The organism is Pseudomonas sp. EA_65y_Pfl2_P74, from assembly GCF_963970575.1.
In the GTDB taxonomy this organism is placed as follows: Bacteria; Pseudomonadota; Gammaproteobacteria; order Pseudomonadales; family Pseudomonadaceae; genus Aquipseudomonas; species Aquipseudomonas baetica_A.
Map to the genome: position 1 here is coordinate 61,011 of NZ_CAXAOQ010000033.1, position 15,841 is coordinate 76,851.

Consider the following 15,841-nt stretch of genomic DNA (forward strand, 5'->3'; position numbering starts at 1 on the left):
ATCACCCCTGCGCCTGCGCCTCTTCATGGGCCTGGCGCAGTCTTTCACGGCTGTTGGTCAGGTGCAGACGCATGGCCGCACGGGCCGCATCGGAATCCTGGCGGGCAATCGCGTCGTAGATTTCTTCGTGCTCGCGGCTCAGGCGATTCATGTAGTGCTGTTGATCATCATGGGCCAGACGCGCCGAATTCAGCCGCGTGCGCGGGATGATGCTGGTGCCCAGGTGGGTCATGATGTCGGTGAAGTAGCGGTTGCCGGTGGACAGGGCTATTTCGAGGTGGAAGGCAAAGTCCGACGCGACGGCATCACTGGCATGGGACACGCTATCGTTCAGCGCATCGAGGGCAGCGCGCATGGTCGCCAGTTGCTCGGGGCTGCGGCGTTGTGCAGCGAGGCCGGCGGACTCCACTTCAAGGCTGATGCGTAATTCAAGAATCGCCAGCACATCACGCAGGGTGACGACCGTGGCCGGGTCGATACGGAAGCCGCTGGGGCTAGGCGTATCGAGTACAAAAGTGCCGATGCCATGACGGGTTTCCACTTGCCCGGCCGCTTGCAGTCGGGAAATCGCCTCACGCACCACGGTGCGGCTGACGCCATGGGCTTGCATGATCGCCGACTCGGTGGGCAACTTGTCGCCGCGCTTGAGCAGGCCATCACGGATCTGCTCACTCAGCACCGTCACTAATTCCTGTGCGAGGCTGCGGCGCTTGCGCGGAAGGCGCGGGGTGTCGATCAGGTTTTCCATGGTTTGTATCGGGTCTCGAAAATTCGGCTTGGTTGGCATCATAGCTCAAGCGGGTTGTACGATCACTTTCCGTTAACACCACAAATCCTGTGGGAGTTGGCTTGCCAGTTCCCACAGGATTTGTGTCGTGATCATGCCGTTACGGTTTGCTCAACCAAATGGCCGCTGTCGATTCGCACATGCCGTGGGTGGAAGCGCTTCAGACTGCTGCGATGGCCGACGCTGACGATGCTTACCCCCGGCAACTGATCGATCAGTGCCTGATACAGCGTCGCTTCGTCTTCTTCATCCATTGCCGACGTGGCTTCGTCCATGTACAGCCATTGCGGTGCATAGAGCAGCGCGCGGGCGAAGGCCAAGCGCTGTTGCTCGCCCGGCGACAACAGGCGCTGCCAGTGATTGGCTTCATCGACACGGGCTACCAGATGCGGCAACCGACAGGTTTCCAGCACCTGTGCATAACGCTGCGGCGCATAGGTATCGCCCGGCTGTGGATAACTCAGCGCTTCGCGCAGGGTGCCGATGGGCAGATAGGGTTTCTGCGGCAGGAACAGATAACGCGCCGCTGGCAGACGAATATTGCCGTGCCCCGCCGGCCACAAATGCCCCATCGCGCGCAGCAGCGTGGACTTGCCACTGCCGGAACGGCCACTGAGCATGACGCGCTCGCCCGGCTCAACGGTCATGTCGGCACGGGTCAACAGATGACGACCGTCGGCCAGATCCAGCCCCAGGTCATGCACCTTCAGCTCACTGCCTTGATTTTGCACATCAATGGCCGGCGGGCGGTCTTCGTTGTCGGTCATTGCCTGCCGGAAACTCAGCAAACGATCACAGGTGGCGCGCCAGGAAGCAAGGCTCTGGTACGCGTTGATAAACCAGCTGAAGCTCTCTTGAACGTTGCCGAAGGCCGAGCTGATCTGCATCAACTCGCCCAGTTCGATCTTGCCGGCGAGGTAACGCGGCGAAGCAACGATGAAGGGGAAGATAATCGCAGCCTGGCTATAACCGGCGGTGAAAAACGTCAGGCGTTTGGACACTTTCATGATGTCCCAGAAGTTATGCCAGACCATGCCGAAACGGTTGCTCAAGTGACGGTTCTCATTCGGTTCGCCGTTGTACAACGCGATACTCTCGGCATTCTCGCGAATCCGCACCATGGAAAAACGCAGGTCAGCTTCAAAGCGTTGTTGCTGGTTGTTCAGACCGATCAAGCGACGACCGATCAAATGCGTCAGCCAGCTACCCACCACGGCGTAAACCAGCACGCACCAGAACATGTAGCCGGGAATGGTGATGCCATAGAGTTCGATGCTGCCCGATACGCCCCACAAAATGATCGAGAACGACACCAGACTGACGATATTGCGCAACAGCCCGATACCCAGTTCAAGGGTGTTGGACGTGAAACTGTTGAGGTCTTCGGAAATCCGCTGGTCCGGGTTATCGGTGTAACCGCCCTGCTCCAGTTGGTAATAATTCTTGTCGGCGAGCCAGCGTGAGAAATGCTTTTCGGTCAGCCACGCCCGCCAGCGAATCGTCAGCATCTGCGTCAGATATTGTCTGTACACGGCACCGACAATCGCCACGGCCGCGATCACACAGAAGTACAGAATCAGATGCCAGAACGCCGCTTCGTCCTTCTTTTGCAAAGCGTTGTAGAAATCCTTGTACCAGGTGTTGAACCACACCGAGATTCCCACGCTGAGCAGCGAGAGCGCTATCACCGCAATCAGCAGCGTCCAGGCCTTTACCTTCTCTTCACTGCGCCAGTAAGGCGTGATCATCGCCCACACTTTGCGAAAAAACTGGCCGCGCACAGCATCGTTGACCGCGGAATGTTCAGCGTTCGGATTCATGGATAAGGCTCGATATGGAAGAGAACACACACGCACCGATCATAAAGGATCGGTGCGTTTTATCGCGAGGGCTGGCGATAGTCGTTCAGCGCAGGTTCAGCGACGAACCGGGCGCTTCTGCAGTTTGCGCTGCAGGGTGCGGCGGTGCATGCCCAGGGCGCGAGCCGTGGCGGAGATGTTGCCTTCGTGCTCGGTGAGCACGCGCTGGATGTGCTCCCACTGCAGGCGATCAACCGACATCGGGTTTTCCGGCACCAGACTGTCGAGGTCGGCGTGCTCGGAGAGCAGCGCGGCGAGCACGTCGTCGGCGTCGGCCGGCTTGCAGAGGTAGTTGCAGGCGCCGCGCTTGATCGCTTCGACCGCCGTGGCAATGCTCGAATAACCGGTGAGGATCACCACGCGCATTTCCGGGTCCAGCTCCAGCAACTTCGGCAGCAATACCAGCCCGGAGTCGCCGTCCATTTTCAGGTCGAGCGCAGCGTAGTCCGGCAGATCGGCCTGAGCGATGGTCAGGCCTTCCTCGGCGGAACCGGCAGTGCTGACGCGAAAGCCGCGGCGGGCCATGGCGCGCGCCATGACTCGGGTGAAAGTCGCGTCGTCGTCGACCAGCAGCAAATGTGGCAGTTCTTCGCCTTCGACTTGGATTTCGTCACTCATGTTGCTCTCCTCGGGCACCGTGAGGCAGGCGCAGCTCGGTGAGCGTGCCGCCTTCCTCATGACTATAGAGTTTCACTGAGCCGCCGGCGCGTGTCACGCTGGCCTTGCTCAAAAACAGGCCCAGGCCGAAACCTTTGCCCTTGGTGGTAAAAAACGGTTTGCCGATCTGCTCGGCGATGGCCAGCGGCACACCGGCGCCGTGGTCACGAATGCTGATGGTCAAGGTGTCCGCGTCCCAATCCAGCGTCACCTGAAGGTTCTCCGGGCAGGCGTCGGCGGCATTGTTGAGCAGATTCAACAGTGCCTGGGTCAGATCCGGCGGCGGCGCCATGCGCGGCACCGCACCCTGGCCGAGACGCTGGAAGCGATAACTGGCCTCCGGACGCATCAAGTGCCAGCGATTCAGCGCTTCGTCGAGCCAGACCGTGACGTCCTGCATCTCGACGGCCAGACGCCGATTGGCCTCCGCGGCGCGCACCAACTGCTGCAGGGTTTCCTTGCAGAGCTTGACCTGATCCTGCAGCACCTTCAGATCGTCTTGCAGCATCGGGTCGGGATGATCCTGCTGCATCTCTTTGAGCAATACGCTCATGGTCGCCAGCGGCGTACCCAATTCGTGAGCAGCGCCGGCGGCCTGGGTGGCAACGGCGAGCAATTGCTGATCGCGCAGACCTTCCTCGCGCCGAATCGCACGCAGTTCCTCCTGACGACGCAGCTCCTCGGCCATGCGCGCAGCAAAGAACGTGATCACCGCCGCCGCGAGCGCGAAGCTCAGCCACATGCCATAGACCTGCAGGTTCTCCCGGGCGATCGGCAAGGTTTCCAGCGGGTAGAACCGCGTCAGCATCAGGGTGTACAGCGCCAGTGCGATACCGGACAGAACCACCGAATAGCGCCAGGGCAGCGTCACCGCAGCAATGGTCAGCGGCACCAGATAATAGGAAACGAACGGGTTGGTCGAACCACCGGAGAAATACAGCAGCGCGCTGTGGATCACCAGATCGCAGGCCAATTGCAGAGCGTATTCAAGCTCAGTCACCGGCCACGAAGTGCGCAAACGCACGGCGGTAAACACGCACAGCAGCGTTGAACAGCCCAACGTCATCGCCAGTTGCACCCACGGCAACGGCAACAGTTGCAGCCAATAGGCCAAGCCTACGGACCCGGCCTGCGCGGCGAGCACCAGCGTGCGGATGAAAGTCAGCCGCCAGAGGTTCTGGCGAGTGGCGGAAGTCAGTTGTACGGGGGCGAGCATGAGCTCTCCTGATGAGCGCTCCAGGCGGATCGCACGGAGTATAACCAAGCCGCGCCCCCGAGAGGCGAAAGTGCGGCAAACGACCACATGGCGAAAAGATTTTCGGCGGCTATAAGAACGCCTGCTCGCAAATGGTTGCGCGGCAGCCCCGGGCATCTGTATAGAAGTTGTAACTGGGCGAACCGGATCATAAAAGCTAGAGTCTGATGGTTTCACGCAGGCCCCCACCCAACACCTGCGCCCCCATCAAGGAGCCTTCATGCACACATTTCGCCGCAGCGCCGCCCTTCTCGCCCTGACCGTCGGCAGCATCGCCAGCCTCCCGGCCCTGGCCGCCGATGAGCTGCACTACAACCAGATTTCCCTGCGCGCCGAAGTCAGCCAGGAAGTGGCCCGCGACCTGATGATCGTGACCCTCTACACGGAAGAGCAAAACACCGACCCGGCCAAACTCGCCGCCGACGTCAGCACCACCATGAACAAGGCTCTGGCCCAGGCCAAGCAAGTCAAAGACATCACCCTGCGCCAGGGCAGCCGCAACAGCTATCCGATCTACGACACCAAGGGCCAGAAAATCACCGGCTGGCGCGAACGCGCCGAACTGCGCCTGGAAAGCGCCGACTTCGCCGCCCTGTCCAAACTCACCGGCGAACTGCTGACCGACCTGAAAATGGGCGGCATGGACTTCGCCATCGCCGACCCGACCCGCAAGGCCAGCGAAGACGCCCTGCTCAAAGAAGCCGTCACCGCCTTCAAGGCCCGCGCCCAACTGGCCACCGACGCACTGGGCGGCAAGGGCTACAAAATCGTCAACCTGAACCTCAACAGCAATGGCTACCCACAACCGTACCTGCGCGGCCCGATGATGATGAAAGCAGCGGGCATGGATTCAGCGCCGGTTACCCCGGAAGTCGAAGCCGGCACCAGCCAGGTCAACATGACCGCGGATGGCTCGATTGAAGTGCTGATGCCGTGATGTGATGTGGGCTGAATGAAAAACCGGCGATCAGAGCATGATCGCCGGTTTTTTTGTGTCCGGGATTTGTGTTGTTTGTTCTGGCGTCATCGCGAGCAGGCTCACTCCTACCGGAAAATCCTATTTTGCAAATGGGAGCCATCACCTGCCGTTTCTCACGCGGCGAAGTGGGTGGCAGCTATGTGCGGGGTGAGAAACCGGAAAATAGGAAAACCGGCCAGACCGAAGTCTGCCCAAACACAGCCGCCATAACGCATTTGCAGACAGCGAGTACGCTGGCGGCAATTATGCTGATACGAGGACTGAATAACTAATTTTTCCCAGGTTCTCACACCCGATCGCTGAACCTTCAGCGACAACCAAAGCCTAGAGATCGCACGTCCGACGGACAACCTGAAAACCTAGTGGGAAGGTTCTGGTGATTTCACACATTTCTAAACAAACCGAAGTAATCGGGTGACTGAAAGGGCCTCTTCGCGAGCAAGCCCGCTCCCACAGTTTGCACCGAGTACACCCGCCAGAAATGGGTCGGCTGTCAGACCGCCATCGCTAGCAGTTCCCACAGCAACAGATCGCAGCCTAAAGCGGAGACAAGTACCCCCCGCACGCGGCCCAGCCCCGCAGGCTTTATCAAAGTGCCGGCCAGTTGGCACAAAACGCCTTGCCCCCGGCGCAATGGTCGTATGACCCGACGATCAAGGACGCCCCCTACGACCCGGCCAAAGCCCGGGCGCTACTTAAGGAAGCCGGGGTTGCGCCCGGTACAACCATCAACCTTTGGGCGATGACAGTGCAACGCGCCTCGAACCCGAACGCGCGAATGTCAGCGCAGATGATCCAGCAGGATTGGGCAAAAATCGGCATCAAGGCCAACATCGTCAGCTATGAATGGGGTGAGTACATCAAGCGTGCCAAGAATGGCGAACACGACGCGATGATCTACGGCTGGACAGGTGACAACGGCGACCCGGACAACTGGCCCGGTGTGCTGTACAGCTGCACGGCGGTGAAAGGCAGTAATTACGCCAAATGGTGCGACCCGGCCTGCGACAAACTCGTGCAGCAAGCCAAGGTGTCCACCGACAAGTCGCAACGGGTAAAACTGTATCAACAGGCCCAGCAAATTCTTAAACAACAGGCACCGATTACACCGATTGCCAACTCGACGGTGTTCCAGCCGCTGCGCAAGGAAGTCACGGACTTGCGTATTAGCCCATTCGGCCTTACACCCTTCTACGGTGTGGGTATAAATAAGTAACACCAAGCCCCAAGGCGGCGCGCACAACGTGACCAGCGCACCATTTTGGGGCCCTGTTTGCACCGAAAAAATCGCCCGCAAACGGTCAAATGCGTCAACTTTTACACATATGCGACATTAAGGTACGTTCGTGCCACGGTTTAAGGCCGACAGTCGCTCTGCATCTTGCAATGGGTATGGCCCCTGCATAAGTATCCGCAGGCACGACTCACGAGGTCGTACCTCACAACTAAAAAATGACAACAAATCATGAGGCCAACATGCTTAAACACGCGGTCATTCCGTTTTTAGTCGGCGCAGGCTTGTTAGCCTCCGCACCTTTCGCATCCGCTGCGACTAACCTGGTGTTCTGCTCCGAAGGGAGCCCGGCCGGATTCGACCCAGGCCAGTACACCACCGGAACCGACTTCGACGCCTCAGCCGAGACCATGTTCAACCGCCTGACCCAGTTCGAGCGCGGCGGCACCGCCGTTATTCCTGGCCTGGCGACCAAGTGGGACATTTCCGATGACGGCCTGACGTACACCTTCCACCTGCGTGAAGGCGTCAAGTTCCACACCACCCCGTATTTCAAGCCGACTCGTGAGTTCAACGCCGACGACGTGCTGTTCACCTTCAATCGCATGATTAACAAGGATGACCCGTTCCGTAAGGCGTACCCGACCGAATTCCCGTACTTCACCGACATGGGGATGGACACCAACATCACCAAGATCGATAAAGTCGACGACCACACCGTCAAGTTCACGTTGAAAGAAGTGGATGCTGCGTTCATCCAGAACATGGCCATGAGCTTCGCCTCGATCCAGTCCGCCGAGTACGCTGCCAAGCTGCTCAAGGAAGGCAGGGCTGCCGACATCAACCAGAAGCCGATCGGCACCGGCCCGTTCGTGTTCAAGAGCTACCAGAAAGACTCCAACATCCGTTACACCGGGAACAAGGACTACTGGAAGCCTGACGATGTGAAGATCGACAACCTGATCTTCGCCATCACCACCGACCCGTCGGTACGCATTCAGAAGCTGAAAAAGAACGAGTGCCAGATCACCCTGTTCCCGCGCCCGGCCGACCTGAAAGCCCTCAAAGAAGACAAGTCGCTGAAAATGCCTGACCAGGCGGGTTTCAACCTGGGCTACATCGCCTACAACGTGATGGACAAGGTCAAAGGCAGCAACGAGCCAAACCCTCTGGCTGACCTGCGTGTGCGCCAGGCGCTGGACATGTCGGTGAACAAGCCGCAGATCATCGACTCGGTTTACCAGGGCGCTGGCCAGTTGGCCGTCAACGCCATGCCACCGACCCAGTGGTCTTACGACACCACCATCAAGGACGCCAAGTACGACCCTGAGAAAGCCAAAGAGCTGCTCAAGGAAGCCGGCGTCAAGGAAGGCACCGAGATCGTGTTGTGGGCAATGCCGGTACAACGCCCGTACAACCCGAACGCCAAACTGATGGCTGAGATGCTGCAGTCGGACTGGAAGAAGATCGGTCTGAACGTCAAGATCCAGAGCTACGAATGGGGCGAGTACATCAAGCGCTCCAAAGGTGGCGAGAACCAGGCCATGATCATTGGCTGGAGCGGTGACAATGGTGATCCGGACAACTGGCTGAACGTGCTGTTCGGTTGCGACTCGCTCAGCGGCAACAACTTCTCCAAGTGGTGCGACAAGAAGTTCGACGGCCTCGTCAAGGAAGCCAAGCGCACAACCGACCAGGCCAAGCGCACCGAACTGTACAAAGAGGCGCAACACGTCCTCAAAGATGCAGTCCCAATGACACCTATCGCTCACTCGACGGTGTACCAACCCATGCGCGCCAACGTGCAGGATTTCAAGATCAGCCCATTCGGTTTGAATTCCTTCTACGGCGTCAGCGTCAGCAAATAAGGCATTGCAACGGCGACGTTTTTGACGTCGCCGTTGTTTTACCTGCCGGAAAGTTAGGAAATTGCCTACATCCAATTCCGCTGCGGATTACTGCAACGGCATAGGACGCGTCGACTTTTCCTACGAGGTTTCAGGCATTTACGCATTTACTGCCAGACCCACGGCCCCTACCGTCGGGTTCTGACCAGTGACTGTGTGGGCTAACGGTTTGCTGTCCGCACTGGTTTGAGCTTGATGCAGCCACAACGTCCCCGGATGGGATCGCAGCGCATCGAAAAACACTAAAAAAGAGGGAGCGTCATGCGCCATACCTTGGTTTTTTCCGCTTTGCTGGGCGCCGGCCTGTTGGCCGCCACGTCCGCCAGTTTCGCCGCACCCAAAAGCCTGGTGTTCTGCTCCGAAGGCAGCCCGGCGGGTTTTGATACCGCGCAATACACGACGGCCACCGATAACGATGCCGCCGAGCCGCTGTATAACCGTTTGGTCGAGTTCGAAAAAGGCGCGACCAATGTCGTCCCAGGTCTGGCTACCAAGTGGGATATTTCCGAGGATGGTCTCAAGTACACCTTTCACCTACGTGAAGGTGTGAAATTTCATACAACGCCTTACTTCAAGCCAACCCGCGATTTCAACGCCGACGACGTGTTGTTCACGTTTAATCGCATGCTCGATGCACAACAGCCCTTCCGTAAGGCTTATCCGACCGAGTTCCCGTATTTCAACGGGATGAGCCTGAACAAGAACATTGCCAAGGTCGAAAAGACCGGGCCACTGACCGTGGAGTTCACGCTCAACAGCGTTGACGCCGCGTTCATCCAGAACATCGCCATGAGCTTCGCCGCCATTCTGTCCGCCGAATACGCCGACAAGCTGTTGGCCGAAGGCAAGCCGAGCGACATCAACCAGAAGCCGATCGGCACCGGCCCGTTCGTGTTCAAGAGCTACCAGAAAGACTCGAACATCCGTTACACCGCTAATAAACAATACTGGGACCCGAGCCGGGTAAAGCTCGATAACCTGATTTTCGCGATCAACACCGACGCCTCGGTGCGCGTGCAAAAGCTCAAGGCTGGCGAATGCCAGATCACCCTGCATCCACGCCCGGCTGATGTCGACGCGCTGAAGAGCGATCCAAAACTGCAACTGATCTCCAAGCCGGGTTTCAACCTCGGCTACATCGCCTACAACGTGCGCCACAAACCGTTCGACCAGCTCGAAGTGCGTCAGGCGCTGGACATGGCGGTGAATAAACAGGGGATTCTCAACGCCGTTTACCAAGGCGCCGGCCAACTGGCGGTCAACGCCATGCCACCGACCCAGTGGTCTTACGACGATACGATCAAAGACGCTGCCTACAACCCGGAAAAAGCCAAAGAGTTGCTCAAGGCTGCCGGCGTGAAAGAAGGCACCGAGATCACCCTGTGGGCGATGCCGGTGCAGCGTCCGTACAACCCGAACGCCAAACTGATGGCCGAAATGCTCCAGGCCGACTGGGCGAAAATCGGTCTGAAAGTGAAGATCGTCAGCTATGAATGGGGCGAGTACATCAAGCGCACCAAGAATGGCGAACACGACGTCAGCCTGATCGGCTGGACCGGTGACAACGGTGACCCGGACAACTGGCTCGGCACGCTGTACAGCTGCGATGCCATTGGTGGCAACAACTACTCGATGTGGTGCGATCCGGCTTACGACAAGCTGATCAAAGAGGCCAAGGTCGTCACCGACCGCGACCAGCGCACCGCGCTTTACAAACAGGCGCAGCAGTTGCTCAAGCAGCAAGTGCCGATCACGCCTGTCGCCCACTCGACGGTCAACCAACCGTTAAGCACGCGGGTTGAAGGGTTCAAGGTGAGCCCCTTCGGTCGCAACGTGTTCTCGGGCGTCAGTATCGATTAACCCAACCGATTAGCCGCAATGCTGAGGGGGGCCGTCTATCCCCCTCACGCAAGCGCTTTGCCGAAATTCGCCAATCTGGCCTTTGGCAAACGTTTGCGATGTGTGATTGAGTTCTAAACCAAATAGCCGGACGACCAAAAAAAGACCGGTATAAAAAGAAAGTAAAGGAGCTTCACCCATGAAACTGAGCAGCACCGCGATACTGGCTTTGGCCATCAGCAGCATCACCGCCACGGCGTATGCAGAACCTGTCAGTCAGGAGTTCGTCCCGACTACCCTGGCCGGCAGTAGCGCCCAAAGCGAGGCCAAAGGCTTTATTGATGGACAGAGCCTGGGCGGCACAACCCGTAACTTTTATGCCAATGAACTGAAGCGTCGTGACGACAGTTTCAGCTACGTGAAGAACAGCGACAAGAACACCACGCCACAGGTCAGAACCAAAACCCCGCGTCGTATCAACTGGGTTCAGGGCACCATCGTTAACTACACCTCGGGCTTCACCCAAGGCACCGTTGGCGTGAGCACTGAAGTGGCCGCCTACAACGCCATCGTTCTGGATCGTGACCGTAAGGACATCGCTGGCGGCTCCAACCGCACCCTCGCCGACTCCGACGGCGACGCTGTCGGCCAGTGGAGCAAACTGGGTCTGGCCAACGTCAAGTTCCGCGTATCGAACACCACCCTGACCGCCGGTCGCCAGAATTTCAGCACGCCGATCGTCGATGTCATCGGCAACCGTCCGCTGCCTTCGAGCTTCGAAGGTATCAGCCTGCACAGCGAAGAATTCAGCAACCTGTCGTTTGACCTGGCCGGTTTCGACCGCGTCTCGCCACGTACCGAACAGAGCCTGTCGAAATTCCGTTCCGAGTACTCGGCCACTGGTGTTGAAACCGACAAGGTTTACACAGCCGGTTTGAACTACCAGCCGCTCAGGAGCCTGAAAACCAGCCTGTATGTCGCGAACGTTGAAGACTTCTGGAACCAGTACTACTTCGGCGCCACCCACGAACTGGGTGACAGCCAGGTCCTGAGCCTGACCACCGGTCTGAACTACTACAAGACTGTCGACGAAGGCAAAAAGTTGATGGGCAACATCGACAACGACACCTACTCGCTGTCGCTTGGTCTGACTCACCAGGCACACAGCCTGACCTTCTCGTACCAGGAAGTGAACGGTAACGAGTACTTCGACTACCTGCACGAAACCAACGGCATCTACCTGGCCAACTCCTTGCTGTCGGACTTCAACGGCCCGAACGAGAAATCCTTCCAGATCGCTTACGGCTTGAACATGGCTGAATACGGCGTACCTGGCCTGAAGTTCAACATCTACCAGGCGCGCGGCTGGGGCATCGACGGCACTCACTACCGTGGCACGGCTTACACCGATCCAGGAGCCAAGCGCGGCGACCTGAGCCTGATGAATGGCGAGAGCCACTATGAATACGGCGTCGGTGCTTCTTACGCCGTGCAGAGCGGCCCGCTCAAGGCCACCGCTATTCGTGCGACGTACACCACTCACCGCGCCAGCGAGCACCAGGCTGACGGCAACATCAACGAGTTCCGTCTCGTGACCACCATTCCGTTCAACATCCTGTAAAAACGCTAACCGACGGCTGACTCATGAAGAGTCGGCCGTTCGGTTTTTTGTCTTCAACCGATTGCAGAGGGTTATCGATGAAAATGCTTCCCCTACGTGCGGCCGTCGCTGCCGCGTTGTTGAGCGCCGCCATCGGCGTCTCGGCCAAACCCTTGGTGGTCTGCACCGAAGCCAGTCCGGAAGGCTTCGACATGGTCCAGTACACAACTGCAGTCACAGCCGACGCGGTGGCCGAAACCATCTTCAACCGGCTGGCGGACTTCAAGCCCGGCACCACCGAAGTGATACCGGCGCTGGCCGACTCCTGGGACATCAGCGATGACGGCTTGAGCTACACCTTCCACCTGCGCAAAGGCGTCAAGTTTCACACCACCGATTACTTCAAGCCGACTCGCGACATGAACGCCGACGACGTGGTCTGGAGCTTCCAGCGTCAACTGGACCCGAATCACCCGTGGCACAAACTGTCGAGCGTGGGCTTCCCCTACTTTGAAAGCATGGGCTTCAAGGAACTGCTCAAAAGCGTAGAAAAAGTCGACGACAACACGGTCAAGTTCACCCTGACCCGCCGCGAAGCGCCGTTCCTGGCCGACCTGGCCATGGCGTTCTCCTCGATCTACTCGGCCGAATACGCCGACCAGTTGCTCAAGGCCAACAAGACCGGCGACCTGAACAGCAAGCCGATCGGCACCGGCCCGTTCATCTTCCAGCGTTACGCCAAGGACGCTCAAGTACGGTTCAAGGCCAACCCGGACTATTTCCGTGGCAAGCCACCGGCCGATGCGCTGATTCTGGCGATTGCCACCGACAACAACGTGCGCCTGCAAAAACTCAAGGCCAACGAGTGCCAGATTGCGCTGTATCCGAAGCCGGATGACATCCCGAGCATCAAGAAAGACAGCAACCTGAAAGTCGCCGAACTCGACGCGATGACCGTGTCGTATGTCGCCATGAACACCCAGCACAAATACATGAGCGACGTGCGGGTGCGCAAAGCGATCGACATCGCCTTCGACAAGGAAGCCTACGTAAACGCGCTGTTTGGCAAAGGTAACGCCACCGTCGCAGTCAACCCGTACCCACCGACGCTGCTGGGCTACAACCATGACTTGAAGAACCCGCCTCGCGATCTCGACAAGGCTCGCGCCCTGCTCAAGGAAGCCGGTGTTCCAGAAGGCACCACGTTTACCCTGTTTACCCGCAACGGCGGCGGCCCGACCAACCCCAACCCGATGCTCGGCGCGCAGATGATGCAGGCTGACCTGGCGAAAGTCGGGATCAAGATCGACATCCGCGTGATGGAATGGGGCGAAATGCTCAAACGCGCCAAGGCCGGTGAGCACGACATGGTCTCGGCCGGATGGGCGGGCGACAATGGCGATCCGGACAACTTCCTGACGCCTATGCTCAGTTGCGAGGCGGCCAAGAATGGCGAGAACTACGCGCGCTGGTGCAACGAGAAATTCCAGGCTCTGCTGGATGAAGCACGGGCTAAAGTAGATCCGGCCGAACGCGCGAAACTCTACGAGCAAGCCCAGGTCCTGTTTAATCAGGACCAACCGTGGATCAGCATGGCCCACACCCGGATGTTCACTGCAATGCGCAACAACGTAGAGGGCTACCACATCAGCCCTCTGACAACTAATAACTTCGCCACCACCCAGGTGAAGTAGATAAGAAACGCCCGGCCTCCCTGACCCCAGGGAAGCCGGGTACGCCTAACCGGCTGATGAGGTACCACACAAGATGTTTAGTTTTATTGCCCGCCGACTGGGGTTGTTGATCCCCACGTTTTTCGGCATCACCTTGCTGACTTTCGCGTTGATTCGCATGATTCCGGGCGACCCCGTGGAAGTGATGATGGGCGAACGTCGGGTCGATCCCGAAATGCACGCTCAGGCAATGGAACGCCTAGGTCTGAACAAACCGCTGTATGCCCAGTATCTGGACTACATCGGCAAACTGGCTCACGGCGATCTCGGCGAATCCCTGCGTACGCGCACCAGCGTCTGGACCGAGTTCACCTCCCTTTTCCCGGCGACCCTGGAACTGTCCATGGCCGCCCTGCTGTTCGCCGGCATTCTGGGCCTTCTGGCCGGGGTGATTGCGGCACTCAAGCGAGGATCCCTGTTCGACCATGGGGTGATGGGCATCTCCCTGGCGGGGTATTCGATGCCGATCTTCTGGTGGGGCCTGATCCTGATCATGTTCTTCTCGGTGAGCCTGGGCTGGACCCCGGTGTCCGGGCGGATCGACCTGCTCTACGACATCGAGCCGCGCACCGGTTTCATGTTGATCGACACGCTGCTGGCCGATGACGTCGGCGCATTCTTCGACGCATTGCATCACTTGATCCTGCCGGCCATCGTGCTGGGGACCATCCCGCTGGCGGTGATCGCGCGGATGACCCGCTCCTCGATGCTCGAAGTCCTGCGTGAAGACTACATCCGCACTGCCAGGGCCAAAGGCCTGTCGCCGGCACGCGTGGTGTTCGTCCACGGTTTGCGTAACGCGCTGATTCCGGTCCTGACCGTGGTCGGCCTGCAAGTCGGCACGCTGCTGGCCGGTGCGGTTCTGACCGAAACCATCTTCTCCTGGCCCGGCATCGGTAAATGGCTGATCGAAGCCATCGGCGCCCGGGACTACCCGGTTGTGCAAAACGGCATCCTGTTAATCGCCTGCCTGGTGATTCTGGTCAACTTCGTAGTGGACATCCTCTACGGCTTTGCCAACCCACGCATCCGTCATCAGCGCTGAGGTCAATTACCCATGAGCACTCCAACTTCCTCAGCAGCCACCGCCGCGTCCGACGTGGATCAAAGCCTGCTGTACCCGTCACCGTACAAAGAATTCTGGCAAGCCTTCTCCAAGAACAAGGGCGCAGTTGCCGGTTTGCTGTTCATGCTGCTGATCGTCTTCTGCGCGCTGTTCGCGCCGTGGGTCGCACCGCATAACCCGAGCGAGCAATACCGTGACTTCCTGCTGACGCCGCCGTCGTGGCTCGAAGGCGGGCAGATTCAGTTCCTGCTCGGCACCGATGAACTGGGTCGCGACTTGCTGTCGCGTCTGATCCAGGGTTCGCGCCTGTCGCTGCTGATCGGTTTGTCTTCGGTCGTGATGTCGTTGATCCCGGGCATCCTGCTGGGTCTGTTCGCCGGTTTCTTCCCCAAAGTCCTCGGCCCGACCATCATGCGTTTGATGGACATCATGCTGGCCCTGCCGTCCTTGCTGCTGGCGGTGGCGATTGTCGCCATCCTCGGCCCTGGCCTGATCAACACCGTGATTGCAATTGCTGTGGTATCGCTGCCGTCCTACGTGCGTCTGACCCGTGCCGCCGTCATGGGCGAACTGAACCGCGACTACGTGACCGCCGCGCGCCTGGCCGGTGCCGGGCTGCCACGCCTGATGTTCATCACCGTGCTGCCCAACTGCATGGCACCGCTGATCGTACAAGCGACCCTGAGCTTCTCCTCGGCGATTCTCGATGCCGCCGCCCTGGGCTTCCTCGGCCTTGGCGTACAACCGCCAACCCCTGAGTGGGGCACCATGCTGGCCTCGGCCCGCGACTACATCGAACGCGCCTGGTGGGTGGTGAGCCTGCCTGGTTTGACCATTTTGCTCAGCGTGCTGGCAATCAACCTGATGGGCGACGGTCTGCGCGATGCGCTGGACCCGAAACTCAAGAACGCCGCCTGAGGAGATT

11 protein-coding genes and 1 pseudogene are annotated in these 15,841 nt (G+C 58.9%); 8 read left to right on the plus strand and 4 right to left on the minus strand.

Annotated elements, in window-relative coordinates; translation table 11 throughout:
- Position 1: 1 nt before the first annotated feature.
- From AACY18_RS23375 to AACY18_RS23390, 4 genes are all read right to left on the minus strand, one after another.
- Positions 2–748 (minus strand): FadR/GntR family transcriptional regulator, encoded by a 747-nt coding sequence (locus tag AACY18_RS23375; protein ID WP_339466248.1) that lies wholly within the window; start codon positions 746–748, stop codon positions 2–4.
- Positions 749–879: 131 nt separating this feature from the next.
- Positions 880–2,607: an ABC transporter ATP-binding protein/permease gene (locus tag AACY18_RS23380; RefSeq protein ID WP_339431728.1), complete on the minus strand. Its 1,728-nt coding sequence runs from the start codon at positions 2,605–2,607 to the stop codon at positions 880–882.
- Between the two features lie 96 nt (positions 2,608–2,703).
- Positions 2,704–3,264: a response regulator transcription factor gene (locus AACY18_RS23385; RefSeq protein WP_003221630.1), complete on the minus strand. Its 561-nt coding sequence runs from the start codon at positions 3,262–3,264 to the stop codon at positions 2,704–2,706.
- Positions 3,257–4,519 carry an ATP-binding protein gene (locus tag AACY18_RS23390; RefSeq protein WP_339431727.1) on the minus strand — a complete coding sequence of 421 codons (1,263 nt, stop codon included), beginning with the start codon at positions 4,517–4,519 and terminating at the stop codon, positions 3,257–3,259. Before AACY18_RS23390 ends, AACY18_RS23385 begins: the two co-directional genes overlap by 8 nt.
- A gap of 259 nt (positions 4,520–4,778) precedes the next feature.
- On the opposite strand from AACY18_RS23390, the gene AACY18_RS23395 reads away from it, so the two are divergent.
- The 8 genes and pseudogenes from AACY18_RS23395 (at position 4,779) to AACY18_RS23430 (ending at position 15,834) form a co-directional block, all read left to right on the plus strand.
- Positions 4,779–5,495 carry an SIMPL domain-containing protein gene (locus tag AACY18_RS23395; RefSeq protein ID WP_339466250.1) on the plus strand — a complete coding sequence of 239 codons (717 nt, stop codon included), beginning with the start codon at positions 4,779–4,781 and terminating at the stop codon, positions 5,493–5,495.
- A 619-nt stretch (positions 5,496–6,114) separates the two neighbouring features.
- Positions 6,115–6,753 (plus strand): annotated as a pseudogene (locus tag AACY18_RS23400) (ABC transporter substrate-binding protein); the annotation flags it as partial.
- Between the two features lie 260 nt (positions 6,754–7,013).
- Positions 7,014–8,639, plus strand: a complete 1,626-nt coding sequence (locus AACY18_RS23405; RefSeq protein WP_339431725.1) for an ABC transporter substrate-binding protein — start codon at positions 7,014–7,016, stop codon at positions 8,637–8,639.
- A 300-nt stretch (positions 8,640–8,939) separates the two neighbouring features.
- Complete coding sequence (locus AACY18_RS23410) at positions 8,940–10,538, plus strand: ABC transporter substrate-binding protein (protein WP_339431724.1); 1,599 nt, start codon at positions 8,940–8,942, stop codon at positions 10,536–10,538.
- 178 nt (positions 10,539–10,716) lie between these two features.
- Positions 10,717–12,138 carry an OprD family porin gene (locus AACY18_RS23415; RefSeq protein WP_339466251.1) on the plus strand — a complete coding sequence of 474 codons (1,422 nt, stop codon included), beginning with the start codon at positions 10,717–10,719 and terminating at the stop codon, positions 12,136–12,138.
- Between the two features lie 77 nt (positions 12,139–12,215).
- The gene (locus tag AACY18_RS23420; protein WP_339431723.1) at positions 12,216–13,811 is read left to right on the plus strand and encodes an ABC transporter substrate-binding protein; all 1,596 of its coding nucleotides are present in this window, start codon (positions 12,216–12,218) and stop codon (positions 13,809–13,811) included.
- A 73-nt stretch (positions 13,812–13,884) separates the two neighbouring features.
- Positions 13,885–14,895, plus strand: coding sequence for an ABC transporter permease subunit (locus tag AACY18_RS23425; protein ID WP_221730069.1), 1,011 nt, complete (start codon positions 13,885–13,887; stop codon positions 14,893–14,895).
- A gap of 12 nt (positions 14,896–14,907) precedes the next feature.
- Positions 14,908–15,834 (plus strand): ABC transporter permease subunit, encoded by a 927-nt coding sequence (locus AACY18_RS23430; RefSeq protein WP_221730070.1) that lies wholly within the window; start codon positions 14,908–14,910, stop codon positions 15,832–15,834.
- The last annotated feature ends 7 nt before the right edge of the window (positions 15,835–15,841 follow it).